The organism is Micromonospora sp. WMMD961, from assembly GCF_029626145.1.
GTDB lineage: Bacteria > Actinomycetota > Actinomycetes > Mycobacteriales > Micromonosporaceae > Micromonospora.
On the sequence record NZ_JARUBJ010000002.1, the window covers coordinates 4,766,444 to 4,789,818 of the forward strand.

The following is a 23,375-nucleotide window of genomic DNA, read 5'->3' on the forward strand; positions in this document are numbered from 1 at the left end:
GACTTCCCGACCCGACCTCAGGAAACGATCCGTCGATCGGTCAGCGCACGCACTCGGCACACGTGCCGAAGATCTCCAAGGTGTGGCCGACATCGACGAACCCGTGCTGGGCGGCAACCTGGTCGGCCCACCGCTCCACCGCCGGCCCGGCCACCTCGACCGTGCGTCCGCAGTCCCGACAGACCAGGTGGTGGTGGTGTTTGCTCTGGCTGCACCGGCGAAAAAGTTGTTCGCCGCCCGGCAGCCGGGTCGAGTCGATCTCACCGGCATCCACCAGCAGCTGCAGCGTCCGATAGACGGTGGTCAGGCCAACGCCCGCCTTACGCACCAGCAGCATCTGGTGCAGTTGCTGCGCCGAGTGGAAGCCCTCCACCTCGCGCAACAGCGCCAACACCTCTGCCCGCTGTCGAGTGTTCCGGGTCACATTCGGCATCGCCTGGTTCACCGTGGCCGCCATCCTCCCGTGATCTCGGCCGCCGCCGGCCTGCCGCTTCCGGCATTTCGTCTCGCTGCCGGTCGGACCATTATGCGTCGTCGGGCATTGCCGCCGCCGCACCCTCTCCTGACCTGCCAACTCCCCTTGACAGGACAGTGCAGGTCGGCCCGTAGCGAGAAGCGCTGAGCGCCTGGGTGCCCGATAACGAAAACCCGGTAGGGCAACAAGAGCGACAGGCAGTCGCCGGGCGGCCGACGACGGCCAGCGAACAGCGCCCTGACCGCACGGACAGCGACGACGGCAGGTTTGACCAGGAACCGGCCGGGATGTCACGGACAGATTACAACGCCCTGCCATCCATCGACAACGACCAGCAACACCACGAAGGATTCGCTCACGGGTGCCCTGTCATCTCAGGGCCCTGCTCTGGAGGAGAAAACGTGCGTGGACCGGGCAACCTGAGCAGGCGCACCTTGGCCGCGCTCTCCGCGTCGGTCCTGGCGACCGACACCCGAGTCCTCACCGGGGCGGGCGGCTTCCGCGAGCGCCCTTCCTCCACCTCCGACACTCCTGCGGCCACCCCCGTCGAGGCGTGGGGCTCACACGAGGCCGAACTGCTCGCGCAGGCCGAGGCCACGCACGTGCCGACAGTCACCCTGATCCTCGCCCCCCACGACGGCCCACCTTCCGGGTCCGGGATCGATGGCGAGATCCAGGCAGGCGGCGATCGCGCTACTCGAGAGCATCAGACACAGACGATCCGCCTGTGCGATTTCGTGACGCACACACACCGTGCTCGATAAACTCCCATCGGTGTACGTGGCTGCGAGCGAGCCAAAGGTCGGGGCACCCACCTTGCTCTTCGTCAACAGCAGTACGGGTAGGACACCGGGTTGACGCCACCTCCACAAACCCAGAGCAGAGAAGGGGGCGGCGTGGCCGCATCCGATTCCACCACCTCGTCGAGCACAAGCACAGCCCCCGACGCGCCTGGCGACGTACACGACGCACCACCGAGCATCGACACTGCTCAACACCACCACGCTTCCCGGCCCCCGCTGCCCTTTGCCGGCCGGATCGGTTCGGTCGAGATCCTCGCCGCGGTGCTGTTGCTGCTCATCTTCCTGCGCGACCCCCTGGCGAGACTGCTGTCCGCGCCGTCGCTGGCAACCTGGACGACGGTATTCGTCTCGGTAATGGTGCAGGCCGTACCCTTCCTCGTCTTCGGGGTGCTGCTCTCCGCGGTGATCGCGGTCTTCGTACCCCGCTCGTTCTGGTCTCGGGCCCTGCCCAAGCACCCCGCCCTCGCCGTGCCGGTCGCCAGCGCCGCGGGGGTGGTCCTCCCCGGCTGCGAGTGCGGTGCCGTGCCGATCGCGGGCTCCCTGATCCGCCGTGGCGTCACACCAGCGGCGGCACTGGCATTCCTTCTCGCCGCGCCGGCGATCAACCCAATCGTCCTCGTCGCCACGGCCGTGGCCTTCCCCAACAACCCCGAGATGGTCCTCGCCCGCGCGGTCGCCAGCCTCATCGTCGCCATGATCATGGGCTGGCTCTGGCTGCGCCTGGGCCGCGCCGACTGGATCCGACTCCCGCGTCGACCCGACCTGGACGGGCTCCGACGCGGGGAAGCGTTCTGGTCCGCCGTACGGCACGATGTGGCCCACGCCGGCGGGTTCCTCGTCATCGGTGCGATGGCCGCGGCCACCATCAACGTGGTCGTCCCGGAACAGTGGCTGCAGACCCTCGCCGAGCAGCCGGTGCTGTCCGTGCTGGTCCTGGCCGCGCTGGCGGTGCTGCTGTCGATCTGCTCCGAGGCGGACGCGTTCGTCGCCGCCTCACTGTCGCAGTTCTCCCTCACCGCCCGGCTGGCCTTCCTGGTGGTCGGTCCGATGGTCGATCTGAAACTCATCTCCATGCAGGCCGGCATCTTCGGCCGTCGCTTCGCTGCCCGATTCGCGCCAGCCACCTTCACGGTCGCCGTCGCGGTCGCCGTCGTCACCGGGATGGTGCTGCTGTGAACCGGATGGCCCAAGCCTGCGTCATGATCTTCTTTGCCGGCGCGGTGCTGCGCGCGACCGTCACCGATCTCTACCTGCGCTATGTCAAGGCAGAGCTGCGACCGTTCCTCATCGCCGCCAGCCTGCTGCTGATCGCCGCCGCGGTGATGACGCTCTGGTACGAACTACGCCCCTACGCCGACACGTCCGAGGACCGCAACGACCCCGAGGATTCTGCGAACGGGAATCGGCGGCAGAATGCCGAGCAGAGCACGAGCGGGTCGACGGCGGCAGGCCTTGATGAGGAACACGCTCACCACGAACCACGAGTCGCCTGGCTGCTCCTCCTCCCCGCTCTTGGGTTGCTACTCCTCGCTCCACCCGCCCTCGGCTCGTACGCCGCCGGCCAATCAGGCACCGCACTCACCGCTCAACAGGACTACGACTACGAGTACCCTCCCCTGCCCGCAGGCGATCCGGCGACGACCACCGTCTTCGACTACGCCGCCCGCGCCCTGTTCGACAAGGGTGAGTCCATCGGCAACCGCCGGGTTCAACTCACCGGCTTCATCACCCCGGGACCCGACGGGCAACCGATCCTGGCCCGCATGATCCTGTCCTGCTGCGCTGCCGACGGCCGACCCGTCAAACTCGGCATGGCCGGCGACGCGCCCACCGGTCTGGCCAACGACACCTGGATCCAGGTCACCGGCCGCTACACCGACCGCGTCACCCGCGACCCCATCAACGACGAAGAGATCCCCTATATCGACGTCGAATCCTGGCGACAGGTGACCGCGCCCAAGGACCCGTACGAGTAGTCCTCCGCACCGTCGGGCACGGTCCAGGCGAGTGGGCCGCCGGAGCGCCGCGGAGGCTGGCGCTCCGGCGAGGAGAGCAGACGAAAACGCGAAAACCGGTCTTGGTCCCTACCGGCGATCGGTCACCGGCCAGAGCCTTCGGCCGCGCCGTCAGGAGTGAAGGCGCCGCCGCCGGGGCCGGTATCCAGGTAGACATGCTGATGGCCTTGGCCGGCATCAATGTTGACCTGATCGAGCTGCGTGGCGGCGACGGACCAGGCAGCCACCGCTTGGACCGCCTGCCGCTTCGCCAGTGCCGTCAGATCGGCCCGTTGAGTGGACGGCCCGGTGACGGCGAGGAGATACGACTCGACGGCCAGGGACGCCTGCTCCACCGCGCCACGCAGCCCGCCGCGCGCCACGTTGGTGGCGGTGGTGCCCGACGGAGGATTGGCGAACGGCTCCGCCGCCCGCAGCATGGTCTGTCGCCACTGGCGGGCCTGTTCGGGGCCGGGTTGCTCGCCGGTCGGCGTGTCGGCGCGCAGGGCGGTGAGAATCGGAGAGATCTCCTCACGAAGGCGGCGGGCCGTTGCCGTCAGCTCGACTATCTGCTGACTGTCGCGCTTCGCCTCGGCCTCGCGTATCTCCGCGACAGCCGCCTCGACGCCGTCCGGTCGACTGGCCGTGTAACCGGCGGCTCCTGCCACCAGAACAGCCGCGAGCCCAATCGTCGCGGCGACGACGGCGACACGTGCCATCCGGCGGCGGCTCGTGTCAGGAGCCGACAGCTGATAGGAGGGCTTACCGGTACGGCGCGACACGACATCCCCTTGCGTCGATGGAGACCTGGACGCAGCCTAGCCGTTCCGTCCGATGCCAGTCGATGCCCAGCAGCGCTCGTATCCGCCTGTGGCGGTTGGCTGGCACGATGGCCCGATGGCGACAGAGCCCGATGGACCACCTACGGAATTCGCCAGCTATGGTGCGACTCCCCCGAATCCCTACGGTGCCTACCAGGCTGCTGACGGGTTGGGTGGGATAGCGGCACCCCTGCTGGCGGCGGCGGCGGTCACGCTGCTCGGCCTGGTACTACAGATCGAGACCGTCCTGAGATGGCCGAGCCTGTCTCTGCTGCTGTTCGGCGCGGCGATCATCCTGCTGCTGCGGGCGGTTCAGTCGCATGCCCGCGCTCGTGGCTATTCGGTGACACCGAGCGAAGCTCTCGCTTGGTATCCGGACGCCGCGGACATGCAGCGGCGTCGCGTCGTCCAGTGGGAGTTACGACGTCACCAGGCCGCGTGGCGGTTCTGGATCGGCCGTGCCCGCCGCCACTACAACCTGGGCGTCCTGTTCTTGCTGATCGGCGCGGCAGTTCTCCTGGTGCCGGCCGATCCGCAGAAGCTGACCGCGACACGGTGGGCCGCGATCGCCGTGCTCGTGTGGGGATGCGTGGCGGAGACCATGGCGATCCTGATCGCCTGGCGTCGCCCTGATTGGTGGGCACGGTGGTGGGCTGCAGACCCGGATCGCCGCCGCCCGCTGCGCTGGCTCAACCGGTTGGTCCGCTGGGTCGCCCCGCCGGATCCCCCGGTCTCTCCGCCGGATCCGGACCTCACCGAGCATCCGCATCCCGGGCCGGCGGATCCACCCGGCGGCGGTCAGGCCGCTGACGGAGATCCGACACCACGGTCGGCTGGCTGACCCCACCGGCGATATCCCCTGGATCACCGTCGCTCGCGGCGCGGAGTCACGGGCAGGTCGTCCGGGTGCCGCCGCGCTACCTACGCCGGTCGGTTCTCTCCTGCCAGATACCGGTGAACCGGCAGCTGTCGAGGTGTCTGGCCTCGGGCGGGACCTGACAGATGGGACACCGATCGGGCTGTTGTGGTGGCCAGTCGCGGCTGGGTTCCTCTTCGGTCACCGTGCCAGTGTGGAGGCGCACCGTTCACTCGACAACCACCCTTTCAGCGATGGGGAGAGTGCCATGGTTGACACCGCCCAGCAGAGGTCGGTACGACGGTTGGACCTGTGCGCTGTCGACGTGATCGATCCGCTGCACTGGCGATGGGCGCTGGTCGATCCGGGCACCGGTCGGCAACTCGCCGAACACGTCGTCACGCTCGACCGGCGGCGCTGGGAGGTTGCTGCCTTCACCGACCTGCACGCCTACCTGGGCTGGCGCGCGGAGCCGGACCGGCGGGTGGCGAGTGCGGCCGAGGTTGTGGCGCGGCTCGGCGAGTTCATCGCACTGGAGGTTCTCGGCCCGGCGGTCATGGCGGAGCTCGACGGACAGACCCCGGTGCGCCTGCGGATTCGGGTGGCTGAGGCGACGTTCCTGACCGCGCTCCCCTTGGAACTGGCCCACCTGGACGGCGTCCCACTGGCCCGGAACGAAAGGGTGCAGGTGTCGTTCGCGGTCACCGCCGACAGCGCCTGCACGAAGATGCCATCGGCTACCGGTGTACGGCTACTGGCGGTATTCAGCCTGCCGACCGGGACGACCGCGTTGCGGTTGCGCTCGGAGCGGCAGCAACTGACTCAGCTGATCCGCCAGCTGGACCGCCCGGTCGAGGTGGAGATCGTCCAGTGGGGTGTGACCCGCGAGGTGCTGGCCGCCCGGATGGCACGCGACGGTGGCCCCGACGTGCTGCACCTGTCCGGTCATGGCCGGCAGAGCAGGTTGCTGCTGGAGGGTCCGGACGGTGCGCCGGACGAGATCGACGCACCGTCCCTGGTGGAGCTGCTCCGTCCGGGTCGGGACCGGCTACGGCTGGTCTTCGTCTCGGCGTGCGAGTCGGCGGCTGCGCCACCACGTTGGGTGGACCTCGACGAGCCCGGAACTCAGGTAACGGATCCCGCCGCCGCGCCGGCCAGTCTGGGGGTGCGGCTGGCACGTGAGCTGGATTGCACGGTCCTGGCCATGCGCTACCCGGTGACCGACGACGTCGCCGGCGACGTGGCCATCGCCTTCTACACCGGTCTGATCGACCGCGGCTTGGATGTTGGCGCGGCGGCGGCGCAGGCGGTCCGGAAGGTCGCCGCGGCGGGTGTGTCGGCGGCCCGACCGGCGCTGTCGCTGGCGGCGCCGGTGCTGATCGGTCGGGATGACGTCACAGTGGTGGGAGCGGACCCGCTGACCGCCCCGGCGAGTGCTCAGCCGGTCGCCGCCGACCCGCTGACGGGGTCCACCTCACCGCCGAGGCCACCGTCGGCTGGCTCCACGCCTGCGGCGCCGGACCGGTTCGTCGGCCGGGAGCAGGTGATGACTGTCGCGGGGGCCGCGCTGGGAGCGGACAGCGGCACCCCGGTCATCGTCCTGACCGGGATGGCGGCAGTGGGCAAGACGGCCTGCGCGGTGGAACTAACGCACCGGCATCGGGCCGAGTTCGACCGGGTGGTGTTCTGGTCCGCTCCCGAGCGGGACGTCGACCAGCAGGACACGGCCGGCGCCTTCCTCGACGCCATCGACAGTGGTGTCGGTGACGCCGTGGGCTCCCCGCTCGTCGCGGCCGACGATCGGCGGGGGTGGGCGACGGTGGCCGCCGAACTGCTCGACCGGTGCGACCGGCACCGGACCCTGCTCGTGCTGGACAATGCCGATTCACTCTTGACGGCGGACGGACGGTGGCGCGATCGACGGTGGTCGGACCTACTCACCGTGCTCGCTGCCCGCTCGGGACCGACCCGGCTGCTGGTTACCAGCCGGATCCCGCCGACCGCGCCCGCCGGTGCCGGGGTACGCCAGATAAGCGTCGAACCGTTGTCCGACACCGAGGCGGGGGCCCTGGTCCGGCAACTGCCCAACCTTCGGCGGCTGCTACACATCGATGATCCTGCCAGCTCACCCGGTCCAGCCGGCTCGGTGCCGGCGGACGAATCGACGTACCGGCTGGACCGGGCGCTGGTGACAGCCGTGTTGGCCGCCGCGCACGGTCATCCGAAACTGCTGGAACTGGCCGACGCCGCGGCGGTCGAGCCGGCGGAGCTGGCCCGCCTGCTCCAGGTGACCGGCCGGTCGGCCACCGACGAGCAGTGGCTCGGCGAGACGCTGACGAGCTGGACCCGGGAAACGACACGGCGGCTCGACCCGGCTGCACTGCTGGTGCTGCAGATGCTCGCGGCGGTCGAGCCGGCACACCGTTTCCCCGGCACCCTCCGCGTGGTCTGGGCCGACCTCTGGGCGGCGGTGGGTCGGCCGGGGACGGCCCCACCAAGCGATGCGCTTCTGTCGGTGCTCGTGGCTGCCGCGTTGACGCAGCGGCGGACCCTCGCGGGCACGTCGGTGCCGAAAGGTGCCGACATGGCACCGGGCACCGACGTGATCCGGTACGAGCTGCACCCGACCGTCGCTGCGACGGTACGGGCCGACACGCCGACGCACGTCACCAGCGCGGTGGACCTCGTTCTTGCCGACGCCTGGCAGCAGGTCGCCCGGGCGCAGGAAGACCGCGGCGACCGGGAAAGCACCTCGGTGGTGGTCGGCGCGTTTCTCGCGGCGGTGCCGTACCTGCTCCGGCAGTCGAGCTTCGCCCGCGCGGCCGGATGCCTCGGCGCGGCGCTGGTCCGCGACACGAGTCCACGGACCGCGCGGACCGCCCTGTCCTACGCCGCCGCTCTGGACCCTGCCACACCCGGACGGGACCTGGTCGTCGCGATGGCGCTGCAACCCCTGGACCCGGTCGAGGCGGAACGGCTGCTGCGGCAGGCGTTGTCCGCAGCTGACGAGGAGGTCGCCGCAGTCGCCGCCGGCGCCTTGGCCAACCAGTTGCACCAACAGGGACGGCTCGCCGAGGCGTTGGAGCTGGCCGAGCGACATGAGCAGTTGGTTCAGCGCGCCGGTCCGTGGAGACGAGCCGGAGCCCGGGTGACGCGGCTGCAGGTGATGCACGAGAGCGGCCAGGCCGGGCATGCACTGACCGAGGTGACCAAACTCCTCGACGAACTGCGTACCCTGTCGACGAAGCCGACCACCCCCGACGGGCCGCCGGAGAGCGACCTGGCGTGGCGCGTTCGGCAGACGGCCCTCAGCCTCGCGGTGAGTGCCGCTCTGACCCTGCAACTGTGGCAGGTCGCGCTCGACCACAACCAGGTTCTGCTGGACAGCGTCCAGCGGCGGGGCGCGGCCGAGGCGGAGGTCGCGTTCTTCTGGTTCAACGACGCCCACGCACTGATTCAGCTTGGCCGCTTCGACGAGGCGCGGAAGGTGCTGACGTACTGCCAGCGGGTCTTCGACCAGCACGGCGCCGAGTTGAGCCTGTCCCGGGCGATCGGCGCCCGGGCCCTGCTCGCCGCGAAGCAGGGCAACCTGACCGAGGCGGCGGCCCTGGAACAGACCGCGCTGCGGCTGGGCTACCGGCATCCGCTCGCCGCTGACCTGGCCGCTGGACACCAGATGCTCGGCAACCATCTCGGGAAGCTCGGCACCGATCCGGCCGGACAGCTCGGCCACCACCTGGCCGCCGCGCTGCTGACCCGGGTCACCGGTTCGGCCCTGCTGACCGCGTTCCTGCACCCGGTCGCCGCCGATCTGCACACCTACGGGCAGGGCTGGCTGCCGGCGGACCTCGCGGCGCTGGCGGCCCGGGTGGAGCGCGTCGACGGCGTGCGCTTTCTCGGGGTGGTCCACGCGCTGCTCGCCGCCGATCCGGCGGAACAGGACCGCATCTTTCGGGGGGCCGAGGCGTCGGAGCAGTGTCGCAGCCGCGCCGAGGAACAGTTCCATGGACTTCTCCAGGACGTCCGGCGTGCCGCCGGAGAGCAGGGCTTCGACCTCACCGGGAATCTGCTGCGCTGGGAGAGTCTGATGTCGATGATCGCCATGGCGGCGGAGGGTGACGTGCAGGCGAATCGGCAGCTCACCGCGATCCTGCAGCCGATGAGGCCGGGAACCGACGCAGGTGGGACAGCCGCGGCGATCCGTCGGGTGGTTGGCGGCGAGCGCGACGATGCCGCCCTGATCGCCGAGCTGCATCCCGCCGACGCCGCCGTCATCCGCCGAGTGCTGGAGACGATTCGATGGCGGGAGACAGTGCGAAGCCGCCCGCAGGACGATCGGTTTGCCCTCACCGAGGCGGACTACCGCGCCGCGGTGGACGCTGGCGATCAGGTTCGGGCGGGACTGCGGGCGGCGGAGCTCAGCGGCATGCTGCGCGTCCGCAAGCAGTTCAGCACGGCGCTGCCGTACGCGGATCAGGCCATCGCGCATCGGCGGCGAGCGGGGTTCGGGCTGTGGAGCCAGCGATTCGATCTCGGGCGGCGGCTGCAACTCCTCAACGACCTGCGCCGCTGGGGGGAGGTCCTCGCGGAGCTGGCACCGCTGCGCAACGAGTTGCGGGGCGAGCCGGGCCTGCCCAGCCGCACCGACCCGGTGAACCCGTCCACGGTACGAGACCAACTGCTGACCCTTGGACTGCTGGCCGCGGTTGCCCTGCGCGACTGGGAGTTGGCCCTCGAATTCCACGACGATCTCGCGGCGAACATGCGCTCGCGCGGCGCGGGTCGCGTCGAGCTCGCCCTGCACAAGCTGGACCGGGTCACGCTGCTGAGTCCACTTCGACGCATCGCCGAGATCGGAGAAATGTACGACGAGGTGCGAGCGGTGCTCTCGGACAACCTGGACCGGGAGACTCGGGCGGAGTTCAGCGTGGCGCTGGATCGGGCCGCGAGATCGCTGGCACCAGAGGCGCCGTGGCGTCGGCAGGCGCTGGCCGACGCGTACGACGGGATGGACAGCCAGGACGTCAGCCTTCCACTGATCGCGCTGGAGCACTACTACTTCGCGATCGGTGACGGGCCGGCCAGAACGCCGATCGCCAAGGCGTCGCACCTGCTCGCTTCGGCGGTCGTCTGCACCCTGGACGGTCAACACGCCTCCGCCGACCTGACAGTCCGGAACCTGGCGGCCCACCTGTACCAGCCGGACGGTACCCGGGCCATTCCCACCCTGGACAGCATCGTCGCCGTCGTGGAGGAGGTGCCCGGCGTACGGTTCAGGGAACTTGTCACCCAGGTGATCGGCACCCCGCCCCGGGCGGAGGTGGCGGTCGCCGACGCGGTGCAAGCCGCCTACCGAATCCCGGTGGCCGAGTTGTTCGGCCTGGACCAGGTGGTCGCGGATCACGAGACGGCGATCGCCGCGGTGGCGGCCGCTCACACCGGCGGGCTGCGGGAGCGAACGGCCTGCGAACCGCTCCTGGCCGAATTGGCGACGAAGCCGGACGGGGTACCACTCGCCGCGGCACTGCGCCGGGCGGCGGCCGGGAACCTTTTGTCGGTGGACGAGCAGGAGGCGATGCACCCGGTCCATGCGGCGATCGTCGGGGCGCTGCGCAGCAGGATCGACAGCATCGGCCGTCAGCGGTGACCCATCGGCCGGCCGCGCTCGCCGCCCTCGGTCGCCGAACCACCGATGGACCGTGAAACCGCCGGTCGACCATCGACCGGCCGGATGCTGTGGGTCGGGCCCCGAGGCGAACGCGGGTCCGGCCGCGGTGGAGACGAAGATCAACGAGGGGTGATCAGTGGTGCGAAATCGGCGCGAGTGAGGGGCTGGTCGGACAGTGAACCGTCCGCACGAGGCACCCTGAGGGGCCGGCCATCACGGGAAAACGTGACGGTGGTGACCTCGTCGCGGCTGGTGAGGGTGCAAACGATCTGCGCGAAAGCAAGGACCTCGTCGCTGCGGCCGGCGTCATCGCCGGGTTTGTCGACCACGACGCGGGCCTGGGTACCGGTCGCGGTGACACCGGCGGCGTTGACCGCTCCCGGCAGCGCGCTGGTCAGGTCGGTGTCGCGTTCGGCTGCGGTGGGTCCGGCCAGCAGATGCCGAAGTTGGTCCTCGATCGTCGGTGGCCGGTCGACGCGCCGGACGAACGAGATGATGCGGTTGTCGCGGACAAAGCAGAGCGTCTCGGCGGCAGGGCCGACTGGTGCGCTGGTGTCGGCGGGCGCAGAGCTTTGGAATGGTCCTAGCGGCACCTGTACCACCCTGGGGGCATCATCGGTGGGAATGCTGCAGCCGGTCAGCAGCGCGGCAGTCGCCAGAACGACGAGATGACGATGGTTCATGGCAGGCTCTCCGGCAGGGTGACGAGGAAGCAGGCGCCTCCGCCGGGCCGGTCACCGACGGTGACGTGTCCGGCGTGTGCTGTGGCGTGCTGTGCGACCAGCGCGAGTCCGAGCCCGGTGCCGTCGCCCGTGCCGCGGGTGTGCGCCGCTCGTCCGCGGACGAAACGGTCGAAGATCACGTCGCGGTCCTCGACGGGCACACCGGGTCCGTCGTCCTCGACTTCGATGGTGCCGGCACTACCGTCGCGGCCCAACTGGACGCCTGCCGGACCGCCGCCGTAGGTCACCGCGTTGTCGAGCAGGTTCGCCAGGATCTGTGCGACACGACGCCGCTCGACCAGCCACGTCGCCGGCACGTCGGGTGCCAGGTGGACGAGCGCCGTGGGCAGGCCGAGGGCGCGGCAGGCATCGCGGGCCAGCGCGACGACGTCCACGGGGGCCCGGTGGGCGGGCTGGTCACTGCGGGCCAGGTCGATCAGGTCGTTGACGAGCCGCTGAAAACGGTCGATCTCGTCGGCGACGAGCCCGGCGGCGATCGCGGTTCGTTCGTCCTGGTGTTCCCGACGGCGGGCCAGGACGCTGGCCGCCGCGGCGAGAGTCTGCAACGGGGAACGCAGCTCGTGGCTGACGTCGGCGGCGAAGCGGCGGTCCCGCTCGATGCGCTGCGCGAGCCGGTCGACCATCTGGTTGAACGACGAGGACAACCGGGTCAGGTCGGGGTCGCTGGCCGTGTCGAGGCGGGCGGTGAAGTCACCCGCGGCGATCTTCTCGGCCGCGTCGGCCACGGCCGTCAGCGGCCGCAGCCCGTGCCGGGTGGCGTACCAGCCGAGGGCCGCGCCGGATCCCGCGACCATGATCGCGACAGTGGTCAGGGCGAGCGCCAGGACCTGGAACGTCTGTTCCAGCTCCCGGAGCGAGTTGACCTCGAAGTACGTCGCGGACGAGGACAGGGGAACCCCGACCACCAGGACGGACTGGCCGTCGACGCGTACCCGCTGTACCGCGGGCTCGCCGTCCGCGACGACCTGACGCAGCTCGACGGGAATGGCGGCGGTGGTGCCGGGGTCGGCAGCCCGCGCGTACCACTCGCCGTCCAGGTGCAGCACCGGCCGCCGACTCCCACCCGTGTCCAGCGACCGAAGCACCTCCACCACGTCGGGGGTGTCGGTGTCGAGCCCGGCACGGACGACGGTAGCGTCGAAGTAGGCCGCGCGCAGGGCGGTGCGTTCCCGCTCGTCGAGCAGGGACCGGCGGGTCAACTCGTAGGAGACCAGGGCCATCGACGCCGAGAGCAGGAGCGCGCCGACGGCGAACGCGGCGGTCACCCGGGTACGCAGTCCGAGGCGTCTCATCGTTGCAGCTTGTAGCCCAGACCCCGCAGGGTGACCAGATGCCGGGGGTTCGCCGGATCCGACTCGATCTTCTGCCGCAGCCGGCCCACATGCACGTCTACCAGCCGTTCGTCGCCGCTGTCGTACCCCCAGACCCGTTCGAGCAGTTGCTGGCGGGACAGCACCCGGCCGGTGTGCTCGGCCAGCTCGCACAGAAGCCGGAATTCGGTGCGGGTGACCGGTACGGGTTGCCCGGCTCGGCGCACCTCTCCCCCGTCCGGGCTGATCTCCAGATCACCGATCACGAGCACCGGCACGGGCTCCGGCGCGTGCCCTGCGCCGCCGGTGCGGGCGCGACGGCGCAGGGCGCGCAGCCGCGCGGTCAGTTCCTTGATCGCCACCGGCTTGACGACGTAGTCGTCGGCACCGGCTTCGAGGGCGGCGACGATGTCCTGCGTGTCGTCGCGGGCGCTGACCACCACGATCGGGACGTCGTCGTCACGGCGCAGCTGCCGAATGCACTCGAAACCGTCGAGGCCGGGCAGCATCAGGTCGACCAGCACGTAGTCGGCCGGGTCCCGGCGCTGCACCCGCAGGCCCTCCTCGGCCGTGGCCGCCCCGAGAGCGTCGTAGCCTTCGTCCTCGAGTGCGAGCAACAACGCCAGACGGATTCGGTCGTCGTCCTCGATCACCAGTACGGCCGTCATACCCGGCATCATCCCCAGACGACCAGCTCGGTGGCCAACCGTGGCAACCGCTTGGCTGATTTGTCACGGAACTGTCATAGATCCGCATGGTGACCGCCAAGCCGGCACGGCAGGGTCCTAGACGACCGCGCCGTAAGGAGAGGGGTGCGCCCGTGACAGGACCGCTGGCAACCACGCCGTGCACGCTGCCGCTGGTCGAGGTGTGCATCACCGAGTTCGACCTGGCCTGCCTGTCGGCAACCGGAGCAGTGTTCGACCGACTGTTGGCCCTGCATCCCGCACAGGTGGTGGTCGACCTGTCCGGATGCCGGCACATCGATGCCGCCGCGATCGGTCTGCTGCTCGATGTGCACCGGCGGCTGGCCCGCGCCGACGGGGTCCTCAGCGTCCGCAACCCGAACCCGCGCATCCGACGCATCCTGCACACCGCCCGTCTGGACCAGATTCTGCCGGTCGTCGAATCTGCCTCGTCGTCGCCGCCCGGCACGCCGACGGGACCGGAACCCGCCTCCACACCGCCGGCGTTGGTCGCTCATGGCCGCGCCTCGGTAAGAGCCCCGCACTGACGAACGCCAGCGTTCTCACCTGCCCCGCCACCGGGCTCGACCGCCACGCAGCACGGAAACACCAGGCTCGGGAGCCAGCTCCGCCTCGGCACTGCACGAATGCCGTGTCACATCGCACCGAGAGACACGGACCCCAGGAAGGACCAGCAGAATGACCGTTGTCCCAGACGACCACCTGATGACCCTCATCTGCGACACCTGTGGCGACACCGTCAAGGCCACCGCGTGTGTGCTCCCCGACGCGGAGGTCGTCTGGACCCTGGTGTCCGAGCAGGGCTGGAGCGGTTCTCCGTTCGCCACCGGCCCGCACCGCTGCCCGCACTGCAGCCTGCTTCCGCTCTCTGACGGGGGCCAGGCGGCGTGCGGCGAACACGGTCCTGGTGGCATCCTCGGCATCGACCATCTCGACGACGTGACCGTTGTCGCCGCCGCCGGTGACGTCGATCTGGACAGCGGGGACACCCTGCGCACCGCGCTGCGCCACGCAGCCGACATGGGCGGGCACGTCGTGGTTGATCTGAGCCGAGTACACCTCATCGACTCCACCGGCCTCGGTCACCTCGTCCGTGCCCACCGCGACGCCCGAGATCGTGGGGCGACACTCTGCCTGGCCGCGCCGTCGCGGTTCATCCGCACCGTCCTGCACACCATGCGCCTGGACGGAGCCTTCCCCATCTTCGACAGCCGCGAAGACGCCCTCGCCCAACTGTCCAAGGCGCCGGCGTTGGAGCGGCCAACCGCAGCCGCCGCGACGGCCACTCGTTCCTGAGCGAACCCGGCCCCGGAGCGAAGTCATCGTCGTCGCCCGTACCGACATCTGACGCCAGTGGGATCGGATCGCGAGGAGCCGGTAGCCGTCCGAACGACGGCCACCGGCGCCGCGACGACTTCCGGGAACCGATCCCCCTTCTCGCCCCACCCGTACTCGAAGGAGATCCGAGGGAGCCCATGAGCATCGCTGGTCTCGTCACCGCGCTCCTCGTGGGCGTAGCGATGGGCCTGCTCGGCAGGCTCGTCGTCCCAGGACGCCAGGAGGCCCCGATCTGGCTGACCGTGTCGGTCGGGGTGGTCGCCGCGCTGGCGGGCACCATCGTCGCCCGTCTCGCGGGCGTCGAGACCGGCGCCCTCAACCTCTTGACCCTGGTCATCCAGGTCGGCCTCGCCGGCAGCGGCGTCGTACTCGTCGTGGCCACCGCCGGGCCCGACCCATCCGACTCACCCTGAACCGAAGACGACGCAGCGCCGGCACCAGAAGAGCGCGGTTAGACCCGTGCCCGCTCGACGTGCCGGCCTCGTCACCAGCAAGGAGCTGACCGTGTACCTGCCATGGCCACTACCCGATGAGAACTGGTTCGCCGACACCTCGCACCAGCCCGAGCCGGACCAGGAGGACCTGAGACTCGAGGCGCTGGTCGCGCAGCGGTTGAGCATCGACTGGACCACGCGGCGCCAGCAGATCACCGTCTCCGTGCAGAACCGGGTCGTCATCCTCGCCGGCGTGGTGAGTGACGCGAACGCCCGGCAGGTCGCGGCGGACCTCGCCTACGACGTGCCGGGCGTCTTCGACATCTGCAACACACTGCGGCTCGTTGGCCAACGGCGTGGCCACCGGTGACCGACGGTCACCGGTGACTCCGGCTCGGGACCACCGAAAGCGCGGATGACCTCTCCCGCTGGCGGAGGGCTCGCCAGGAGCAGCCCACCAGGGCGACGCCGTCCTGATCTGGCGCTCGTGGGCTATGGCGGCCAAGCGAGGAGTCGAGCGCCGAGTACGGCTGTTTGCAGCGTGAACCGTTGGGTCGGCTCGCCGGGGTGGTAGCCGGTCAGCTCGCGGATGCGGTCGAGACGGTAGGTGATCGCGCGGACGGACAGGTGCATCTGCCGCGCGGTCGCGGTGTGGTTGCCCTGGTTGTCGAAGAGCACGGTCAGGGTCTCCAGGTACGGCTCGGCACCGCCGCGCGCCGTGGTCAGTGGCCCGAGGACCGTCGTCACCAGGTCGGTGATGGCGTCGCGGTCACGCAGCAGCACGGGGAAGACCAGCAGGTCGGCAGCATTGAGTACGGGCGTGGTGAAGCCGAGCCTGATGGCGTAGTCGAGGGTGTGGCGGGCCTCGTCGAGGGAGGTGGCCAGACCGTGCACACCAGGTTGGGTACGGCCGACGGCGATCTGCCAGTTGCCCGCACCGAGTTCGGTGAGGAGCAGGTGGGCGAGTTCGGCAGCGATGCCGCGCAGCCCGCCGGCGCTGATGCAGACCACGTCGCCGTCGCGGAGGGTGGTGAGGGTGTTGCCCTCGCCGAACCTGGAGGCCAGCGCGGCATCGATGCGGTGCGTGACGCCGGGAGTCAAGCCGGCCGCACGGGCGATCAGGACGGTGTGGGTGGCCGACAGGCGGATGCCGTATCGGTGCGCGCGCTCGGCCAGGTCACCGGGATCGGCCCGGCCGGTGAGCAGGTCGTTGACGAACACGGCCCGTTCGTTGTCGCGGCGATCCAGTTCGGCGCGGTTCTGCCGGGTGTAACCGTCGAGGGCGGCGGTGAGGAGGACGCGGGCGGTGTCCAGCAGCGTCTCCGCGCGTGCGTGCACGGCGACTGCGGTGTCGGCCGGCTCGACCGGGGTCGCACTCCAGTGGGCGGTGGTGGCATCCAGCAGACCGGCGACAAGATCGCGCAACTCCAGCCCTTCGTCCGCTGCGCGGGCACCCAGGTCGCCCGCTGCCCGGAGCCGGGCGTCGGCCGGGATGGACAGCAGATTCTTGCAGTCCGCGGCCAGCGCGGTGTCGTCGCTCATGAGCTGTTCCTTGTCGGCATGGCGGTGGCCGCCGGTGAACGGCGGCCACCAGCCTCAGGTTTACACACCGATGTCGCGGCGGTCGAACACGATGACTCCGGCGGTCGTGGCTGCGGCTCCGAGGAGCACGAGGGCGAGAAGCTCGACCGGGTGCCAGCCGGTGTGCAGTGGATCCGTGCCGATGAAGTAGTGGAACGGTGACAGCCAGCGCATCCAGTGCCACCCGTCGACCATGCCGCCGATGGCGTTGGCCATGTAGGTGGCCACGGCAAGGCCACCGGTGACCGCGAGGACGGCAGCCCTCTTTCCGGTGGCGGCGCCGACGAGGAAGGCGATGCCGGCGAAGCACCACGCCAGGGCGACCAGGCCGGCGGACGCGGCAGCGACGTTGGACAGGGGGATGTCCATGCCGATCCACGGAACAATGATCATCAGCAGGATCCACGGGATGGCGGCGATCCCGGTGAGCGCGCTGCCGGCGGCGGCCACCCGTTGCCAGGCGAAGGCGGCGCGTGAGACCGGGTTGGCCAGCATCAGCTCCATGCCGCCGTCTTCCTCCGGCCGAGCGATGGTACGGGTAGTCAGCGTGATGGCGCACATCAGGACCAGCAGTGGGCCGACCAGGCTGAAGATGGTCGCCTGCAGATAACCGGCGGGCGACAGCATGTCGGCGATACCGAGGAAGTCCAGCATGCCCTTGGGCAGAGCGTCCTGCTTCAGCTCGGCAGCACCCTGGAACTGGCTGTAGAACGAGGTGTAGATGGCGGTGAAAGCGGCGACCCCACCCGCCCAACCGATCAACGCCAGGCGGTCGTCACGCCAGGTCTTACGCACCAGCGCGGGAAGCATCGCCGGCTCCTTCCCCGTGGTAGTAGAACGACAGGAACGTCTCTTCGAGGTCGGGCTCGGCCGACAACATGTCCACGACCTCATGTCGTGCCGCTGCTTTGATCAGCGGGTCGATGCGGCCGTCGACAGTGCATTTCAGCACCGGCCCGGACACCACCACGTCACTGACTCCGGGCAGGACGCTGAACTCTGCCGGGTCCACCGGATCGTCGAAATGAATCTCGACGGCACGGACTGCCCGCTTTCCCAGTGACTCGACCCGCTCGACGGCGACAAGCTGACCCTCGCGGACGATGGCTACCCGGTCGGCGGCCTGCTGCACCTCGGCCAGGACATGAGAGGACATGAAGACGGTCTGCCCGGCGCTACTGGCGTCGCGGACCATGGCCAGGAATTCCTGCTGCATGAGTGGATCCAGCCCGCTGGTCGGCTCGTCGAGGACCAGCACCGCCGGCCGGTGCATGAACGCCTGCACCAACCCGACCTTCTGCTTGTTTCCCTTACTCATCGTCCGTACCGAGCGCGAGAGGTCCAGTTCGAGCCGCTCCGCGAACTCGGTCACCTGCGGCCAGGCCACGCCGCCGCGCGCCGCGGCGAAGAAGCGCAGCAGGTCTTCCGCCTTGTCCCGCCCGGGGAACACGAGCTCGCCGGGCAGATAGCCGATCTGACGATGCAGTGCGGCCTTGTCCCTGCGCGGGTCGAGCCCGAGCACAGTCGCGCGTCCACGAGTGGGACGCAGGAAGTCCAGCAACAGCCGGATCGTGGTGGTCTTCCCGGCACCGTTCGGGCCGAGGAACCCCACCACCTCCCCGGCACGAACCTCCAGGCTGAGACCCTCGATGCCGCGACGCTGACCATAGAACTTGGTCAGATCCTCGGTGAGTAGGGCGATGTCGGTTGTCATGCCCACATCGTCGCGGGCATTCCTATCCGGCATCCAGGTCTGCATCCGGCCGACATCCAGCGGATGCCGTTGCCGACCCTCGGAAGCCGGCAGTCCGAACACCAGGCCGGCGGCCTCCGGCGACGGTGGACGCGACGCACGCGCCGCAGGTAGCGGTCGAACTCACCGCAGCAGACGACGGTGTCGGGTGCCGGTCCCCGCACGGCACCGCTGGACCGAGCCATTCCGGGACGACCAGCGGCTCGTAGTGTCGCAGCCGCCCTCGACCCGTACGCCCACGGCGTCTACGTCGACCACAACACGCGGCCCCACAGTCAGTAGCGGCGCGGCGGCACGTCGGAATCGACCTCCACTACACGCAGCCGGTTGTTGACGTCGTGCACTCCCGGAATGCCCCAGGCGCTGGCGTGGGCATCCGTGCTCGCGTCGGCGCACGTGACCACGCCCTCCAGGATGACCACACGGTTCTGCACTTCGATGCAGATGCGTTCGTGACGCAACCGGGGATCCCGCTGCATGCTCTCCAGCAGCTGGCAGGCCAGCCGGGCATCCTCGGAGGCAGGCTGGATGTGGATCAGCGATGGAAAGTCGTCGGGCCGGAACCAGGGGACGTAGGTCATGGTGTTCCCTCACAGATACCTCGGTGTTCCGATGGTCCGGCGGCCGTTTCCGGCCACCGAATCATCGGCCGGTCGGGGGTGGCCGGAACTCAACGTCGTGTCGGGGGGACCGGGTACGGCGGAGCGACCCCGCTCGGGCTGAAGAACGGCGCGTAGCCGTAGTACCAGTACACGTCCTCGTAGTAGCCGGCCTCCTCGACGACCTCCGGGTCGTACGTCGGGGCCTGCTCGATCTTCTCCCGCGTCAGGTCGACTCGTACCGTGTCGTCGCCGACGTCCCTGACCGCCTCGACCGGGAGGAAGGTGGCGGTGGCGCCGATGCCGAGAATTCCTCCGTGCTCGACGCGCAGGAACCGCACCTTGTGCTCGTCGCGATCGATCAGCAGGTCGTCAACCTTGCCCAGGTCGTCACCATCGGCGTCGAGGACGCGCCGACCGCGCACGTCCTGCTCGACATCCGCGATCGTCTGCCCGGAGTCACTGAGCTTGACCAGAATCGCCGTCGTGTCGTGTGGCATGAGCTGCTCCTTCCGTAGCGTCTGATCCTTATGCGCTACCCAGAGGACGGCCGGGACAATACGACAAGTTGATGACGCTTCCGGCCCGCTTCCGTGACGGCTGAGCGCCCGTCCGTCGCGGGGGCCCATCGGGCGGAGACGACGAGGGGCCCCGCCGGACTGGCGGGGCCCCTCGTCTCAGCTGGTTCAGGAAAGCGTGTTCAGGTAGTCGGGGTTGGCCTTCAGCCACTCCTCGACGGCCTTCTTCTCGTCGCCCTTGTGAGTGTTGAACATCAGGTCTTCCAGGGATGCGAGCTGCTCACCGTCCATCTTGAACTTCTTCAGCATCGCGGTGACGTCGGGGAAGTCGGCGCCGAAGCCGGTGCGGGCGAGAGTGTTGATCTGCTCGGCCTGGCCAAGGGTGCCCTTGGGGTCGGCGAGGTCCTTCAACTGGTACTTGGCGTAGGCCCAGTGCGGGTGCCAGAGAGTGACCACGATCGGCTTCTTGTCGGCGATCGCGCCGTCCAACGCGGCCAGCATCGCCGGGGTGGAGGACGTCTTCAGCTTCAGCTTGCCGTCCAGGCCGTACTCCGGGATGACCTTCTCCTGGGTGGCCTTGGTCAGACCTGCGCCCGGCTCGATGCCGATCAGCTGCCCGTCGAAGCTGCCAGCCTTGCCGGCCAGGTCGGCCAGGGAGTCGACGCCCTCGACGTACGCCGGCACGGCGATGCTCAGGCTGGCATCGTCGTACCAGACGCCGAGCTTCTCCAGCTTGTCGCCGTACTTCTCCAGGTAGGAGGCGTGCGTCTGGGGTAGCCAACTGTCCAGGAACAGGTCGATGTCGCCGTTGGCGAGACCGCCGTAGACGAGACCGGCCTCCAGGTTCTTGAGTTCGACCTCGTAGCCCTTGTCCTGCAGGATGTCCTGCCACAGGTGGGACGCCGCGATCGCCTCGTCCCAGGCCATGTAACCGATGGTGATCTTCTTGCCGTCGGCGGACGCGTCGTCCTGCTCGCCGCAGGCGGTAGCGCCGCCGAGGGCAAGGGCGGCGGTCACCGTGAGCGCGAGGGCGCGCTTCAGTGTCGTGAACAAAGGGTTGTCCTTCCTCTTTCGGGTATGCCGGCGGGACCCGCGCGTACGCGGGAAAGGGATTGCCGGCGGAGAGTGACTGTCGGTCAGGCGGCCTGCCGCGCGAGGCGTTGCGCCCGGGCGGACGGGAAGCGGTCGCCCGCCGAGTCGGTGAGACGGTCGAGCACCACGGCGAGGATCACGACGGCGATCCCACCTTCGAAACCGCTGCCCACCTCGACCTGGGACAACGCGAACATGATCACGTCGCCGAGGCCGCCGGCACCCACCATGCCGGCGATCACCACCATGGACAGAGCGAGCATGATGACCTGGTTGACGCCGGTCATGATCGTGGGCAGGGCCAGCGGCAGCTTGGTGCGCAGCAGCACCATCCACGGTGGCGCGCCGAACGACTCGGCGGCCTGGACGATCTCCTTGTCGACCTGGCGCAGACCCAGCTCGGTCAGGCGTACGCCGGGCGGCATGCTGAAGACCAGGGTGGCCAGTACGCCCGGCACGGTGCCGATGCCGAAGAAGAAGATCGCCGGAATGAGGTACACGAATGCGGGCATGGTCTGCATCAGGTCCAGCACCGGCCGGGCCACCGCCGAGGCCCGCTTGTTCTCGGCAACGAGCACGCCCAGCGGGATAGCCATCAGCAGTGCCAGGGTGCTGGCCACGAGCACCTGCGCGAGTGTGCTCATGGTCTCCTCCCAGTACGGCATTCCGGCCACCAGGCCGAGGCCGACCGCGGTGCCCAGGGCGAACTTCCACCCACGCAGCCACCAGCCGAGCCCGGCGAGCACCAGCACGACCACCACCGCCGGTACGCCGGTGAGCAGGTCGTTGAGGGGTCGCACCAGCGCCTCGACCACGCTGGCGACACCGTCGAAGAACGGGCCGAGGGTGGCGGTGGCCCAGTCGACTGCGGCCTCGGTCCAGGCGCCCAGCGGCACCCGGGGCAGCCAGCTGTCCAGCGGCGACTGCGTCAGACTCATGCTGGCTCTCCCTTCGTTCCGACCAGTTCCACCTGGGCCTGGTCCTGCGTCGGCTCGTCCGGGGTCGCGGCGGCCAGCGCGCTCAGCAGGGTGATCCGTGGGATCACCCCGATCAGCCGGTCGCGCTCGTCGAGGACGGCCACCGGGTGCTGGCTCTCCGCGCAGTCGGCGAAGAGGTCGGCCACCGAGGTGTCCGCGGTGACCGTGCGAACCCGCTCGGTCGACACGTAACCGTCGAGGTGGGGGCGGCCCTCGCGGAGTGCCCGCAACACCTCGTCCTCGGTGACCGTGCCGAGGAACTTCTTCATCGGTCCGGTCACGTAGACCACCGAGGTCTGGCTTTCCCGCAGCGCCTTCGCGGCGACCCGGGGACCGGCGTTGACGTCCAGCACCTGCTGGGGCTTCTCCATGACCGACGCGGCGGTGAGGATCCGGGTCCGGTCGACGTCGGCGACGAACTGCGCCACGTAGTCGTTGGCCGGATCGGTGAGGATCTCCTCGGCGGTGCCGATCTGGACGATCCGACCGTCCCGCATCACCGCGATCCGGTCGCCGAGCCGCATGGCCTCGTTCAGGTCGTGCGTGATGAAGATGATCGTCTTGCCCAGTTCGGCCTGAAGTTCCAGGAGTTGGTCCTGGATCTCCCGGCGGATCAGCGGGTCCAGTGCCGAGAATGCCTCGTCCATCAGCAGGATCTCGGTGCCGGCCGCGAGCGCGCGGGCCAGCCCGACCCGCTGCCGCATGCCACCGGACAGGTCGTGCGGCAGGTTGTCCGCCCACTCCGTCAGGCCCACCATCCGCAGCGCGTCCATGGCCCGCTCACGCCGCTCGGCCTTGGGCAGCCCGGCGACCTCCAGCGCGTACCCGGCGTTCTCCAGCACCGTCCGGTGCGGCATGAGCGCGAAGTGCTGGAACACCATGCTGATCTTCTCCCGCCGCAGCTTGCGCAGCGCCGCCGGCTTGAGCGTGGTCAGTTCGACCCCATCGACGCGCACGCTGCCTCTGGTGGGCCGCAGCAGGCCGTTGAGCATCCGGATCAGGGTCGACTTTCCCGAGCCGGAGAGGCCCATGACGACGAAGATCTCTCCTGGGCGTACCTCGAAGTTCGCGTCGATCACGGCGGCCGTGGCCGGCAGTCCGGCCAAGGCCTCGGCGCGGGGTCTCCCGTCCGCCAGACGTCTTACCGCTTCGTCCGCTCGACCGCCGAATATCTTGTAGAGCGACTGCACTGTGAGCGCGGACACGATCCCCCCTTCGAGACGGAAACCGGTTGGCGTATCGCGCCATGGGCGCCCTCTTCGCGTCTCATCGTCGATATCAACATCGATCACATTCAGTGGGTAACATAGGCCCGGCGGCGAAACCTACCGACGTCATCGCGACAAATCCAGTCGGCACCGCAGGGCTGTGGATATGCACACAAAAATTCGCACCGCAGCGGCACCAGATTGGTCGTCCGCAGATGTTGCGCGACGCATCGACCGATACCGGTCGTGCCGCCCGGGTTCCGTGCAGCCTGAGGCGATCGGCCTGCTGAAATGCGCCCACCAGCGCGTCTGCACCTCGCCGAGAGCAGTTCCAGAATATGACGGGCTGATAAAGAACTGTCATGCAACCGTCATATTCCATCGCGGTCCGATCGTGTAGCCTCCCCCGCGGGATAGTGTTGCGACTCCCGATCGCGGCCCCAAATGCACAGGGAGCGTCTCCCTCAGCGGCGCACTGCGGTGTCAGTATTATTGATC

At 69.4% G+C, this 23,375-nt stretch carries 22 protein-coding genes; 9 read left to right on the forward strand and 13 right to left on the reverse strand.

Going from position 1 to position 23,375, the window contains the following annotated elements; all coding sequences use genetic code 11:
• Nucleotides 1-40 precede the first annotated feature (40 nt).
• Nucleotides 41-457, reverse strand: coding sequence for a transcriptional repressor (locus O7614_RS21545; protein ID WP_278142324.1), 417 nt, complete (start codon nt 455-457; stop codon nt 41-43).
• A 419-nt stretch (nt 458-876) separates the two neighbouring features.
• Here O7614_RS21545 and O7614_RS21550 point away from each other — a divergent pair, with 419 nt between their 5' ends.
• The 3 genes from O7614_RS21550 to O7614_RS21560 all read left to right on the forward strand — a co-directional run bounded on the left by O7614_RS21550 (nt 877) and on the right by O7614_RS21560 (nt 3,254).
• A complete protein-coding gene (locus O7614_RS21550) occupies nt 877-1,239 on the forward strand; it encodes a hypothetical protein (protein ID WP_278140289.1) in 363 nt (120 codons plus the stop codon).
• A 216-nt stretch (nt 1,240-1,455) separates the two neighbouring features.
• Entirely contained in the window at nt 1,456-2,454 is a 999-nt protein-coding gene (locus O7614_RS21555) for a permease (RefSeq protein ID WP_278142325.1), read from the forward strand.
• Nucleotides 2,451-3,254: a TIGR03943 family protein gene (locus O7614_RS21560; protein ID WP_278140290.1), complete on the forward strand. Its 804-nt coding sequence runs from the start codon at nt 2,451-2,453 to the stop codon at nt 3,252-3,254. Before O7614_RS21555 ends, O7614_RS21560 begins: the two co-directional genes overlap by 4 nt.
• Nucleotides 3,255-3,376: 122 nt before the next feature.
• Here the strand turns inward: O7614_RS21560 and O7614_RS21565 are convergent, their stop codons facing one another.
• Complete coding sequence (locus tag O7614_RS21565) at nt 3,377-4,054, reverse strand: hypothetical protein (protein ID WP_278140291.1); 678 nt, start codon at nt 4,052-4,054, stop codon at nt 3,377-3,379.
• Nucleotides 4,055-4,169: 115 nt separating this feature from the next.
• Here O7614_RS21565 and O7614_RS21570 point away from each other — a divergent pair, with 115 nt between their 5' ends.
• Together O7614_RS21570 and O7614_RS21575 are read left to right on the forward strand one after the other, a co-directional pair.
• On the forward strand, nt 4,170-4,934 hold the full coding sequence (locus O7614_RS21570; protein ID WP_278140292.1) for a hypothetical protein: 765 nt from the start codon (nt 4,170-4,172) through the stop codon (nt 4,932-4,934).
• A 283-nt stretch (nt 4,935-5,217) separates the two neighbouring features.
• The gene (locus O7614_RS21575; protein WP_278140293.1) at nt 5,218-10,596 is read left to right on the forward strand and encodes an AAA family ATPase; all 5,379 of its coding nucleotides are present in this window, start codon (nt 5,218-5,220) and stop codon (nt 10,594-10,596) included.
• A gap of 140 nt (nt 10,597-10,736) precedes the next feature.
• Here O7614_RS21575 and O7614_RS21580 read toward each other — a convergent pair whose 3' ends face one another.
• From O7614_RS21580 to O7614_RS21590, 3 genes are read right to left on the reverse strand one after another with little or no spacing between them, the layout of a single operon-like run.
• Nucleotides 10,737-11,300, reverse strand: coding sequence for a GerMN domain-containing protein (locus O7614_RS21580; protein ID WP_278140294.1), 564 nt, complete (start codon nt 11,298-11,300; stop codon nt 10,737-10,739).
• Nucleotides 11,297-12,652 carry a HAMP domain-containing sensor histidine kinase gene (locus O7614_RS21585; RefSeq protein WP_278140295.1) on the reverse strand — a complete coding sequence of 452 codons (1,356 nt, stop codon included), beginning with the start codon at nt 12,650-12,652 and terminating at the stop codon, nt 11,297-11,299. The genes O7614_RS21580 and O7614_RS21585 overlap by 4 nt, the downstream gene beginning before the upstream one ends.
• Complete coding sequence (locus O7614_RS21590; RefSeq protein WP_278140296.1) at nt 12,649-13,338, reverse strand: response regulator transcription factor; 690 nt, start codon at nt 13,336-13,338, stop codon at nt 12,649-12,651. The genes O7614_RS21585 and O7614_RS21590 overlap by 4 nt, the downstream gene beginning before the upstream one ends.
• Nucleotides 13,339-13,490: 152 nt before the next feature.
• On the opposite strand from O7614_RS21590, the gene O7614_RS21595 reads away from it, so the two are divergent.
• The 4 genes from O7614_RS21595 (at nt 13,491) to O7614_RS21610 (ending at nt 15,519) form a co-directional block, all read left to right on the forward strand.
• A complete protein-coding gene (locus O7614_RS21595) occupies nt 13,491-13,904 on the forward strand; it encodes an STAS domain-containing protein (protein ID WP_278140297.1) in 414 nt (137 codons plus the stop codon).
• A 151-nt stretch (nt 13,905-14,055) separates the two neighbouring features.
• Entirely contained in the window at nt 14,056-14,673 is a 618-nt protein-coding gene (locus tag O7614_RS21600; RefSeq protein ID WP_278140298.1) for an STAS domain-containing protein, read from the forward strand.
• A 179-nt stretch (nt 14,674-14,852) separates the two neighbouring features.
• Nucleotides 14,853-15,128 (forward strand): GlsB/YeaQ/YmgE family stress response membrane protein, encoded by a 276-nt coding sequence (locus O7614_RS21605; RefSeq protein ID WP_278140299.1) that lies wholly within the window; start codon nt 14,853-14,855, stop codon nt 15,126-15,128.
• A gap of 97 nt (nt 15,129-15,225) precedes the next feature.
• Nucleotides 15,226-15,519: a BON domain-containing protein gene (locus O7614_RS21610; RefSeq protein WP_278142326.1), complete on the forward strand. Its 294-nt coding sequence runs from the start codon at nt 15,226-15,228 to the stop codon at nt 15,517-15,519.
• Nucleotides 15,520-15,641: 122 nt separating this feature from the next.
• Here the strand turns inward: O7614_RS21610 and O7614_RS21615 are convergent, their stop codons facing one another.
• The 8 genes from O7614_RS21615 to O7614_RS21650 all read right to left on the reverse strand — a co-directional run bounded on the left by O7614_RS21615 (nt 15,642) and on the right by O7614_RS21650 (nt 22,874).
• Nucleotides 15,642-16,691 carry a helix-turn-helix domain-containing protein gene (locus O7614_RS21615; RefSeq protein ID WP_278140300.1) on the reverse strand — a complete coding sequence of 350 codons (1,050 nt, stop codon included), beginning with the start codon at nt 16,689-16,691 and terminating at the stop codon, nt 15,642-15,644.
• A gap of 60 nt (nt 16,692-16,751) precedes the next feature.
• Nucleotides 16,752-17,540, reverse strand: coding sequence for an ABC transporter permease subunit (locus tag O7614_RS21620; RefSeq protein ID WP_278140301.1), 789 nt, complete (start codon nt 17,538-17,540; stop codon nt 16,752-16,754).
• A complete protein-coding gene (locus O7614_RS21625) occupies nt 17,518-18,546 on the reverse strand; it encodes an ABC transporter ATP-binding protein (protein ID WP_347404366.1) in 1,029 nt (342 codons plus the stop codon). Before O7614_RS21625 ends, O7614_RS21620 begins: the two co-directional genes overlap by 23 nt.
• Before the next feature lie 212 nt (nt 18,547-18,758).
• Nucleotides 18,759-19,064, reverse strand: coding sequence for a BON domain-containing protein (locus O7614_RS21630; RefSeq protein WP_278140302.1), 306 nt, complete (start codon nt 19,062-19,064; stop codon nt 18,759-18,761).
• An 89-nt stretch (nt 19,065-19,153) separates the two neighbouring features.
• Complete coding sequence (locus tag O7614_RS21635) at nt 19,154-19,582, reverse strand: PRC-barrel domain-containing protein (protein ID WP_278140303.1); 429 nt, start codon at nt 19,580-19,582, stop codon at nt 19,154-19,156.
• Nucleotides 19,583-19,768: 186 nt separating this feature from the next.
• Nucleotides 19,769-20,653, reverse strand: coding sequence for a glycine betaine ABC transporter substrate-binding protein (locus O7614_RS21640; protein WP_278140304.1), 885 nt, complete (start codon nt 20,651-20,653; stop codon nt 19,769-19,771).
• A gap of 83 nt (nt 20,654-20,736) precedes the next feature.
• Nucleotides 20,737-21,630: an ABC transporter permease subunit gene (locus tag O7614_RS21645; RefSeq protein ID WP_278140305.1), complete on the reverse strand. Its 894-nt coding sequence runs from the start codon at nt 21,628-21,630 to the stop codon at nt 20,737-20,739.
• Nucleotides 21,627-22,874, reverse strand: a complete 1,248-nt coding sequence (locus O7614_RS21650; protein WP_278140306.1) for a glycine betaine/L-proline ABC transporter ATP-binding protein — start codon at nt 22,872-22,874, stop codon at nt 21,627-21,629. The genes O7614_RS21645 and O7614_RS21650 overlap by 4 nt, the downstream gene beginning before the upstream one ends.
• Nucleotides 22,875-23,375: the final 501 nt, after the last annotated feature.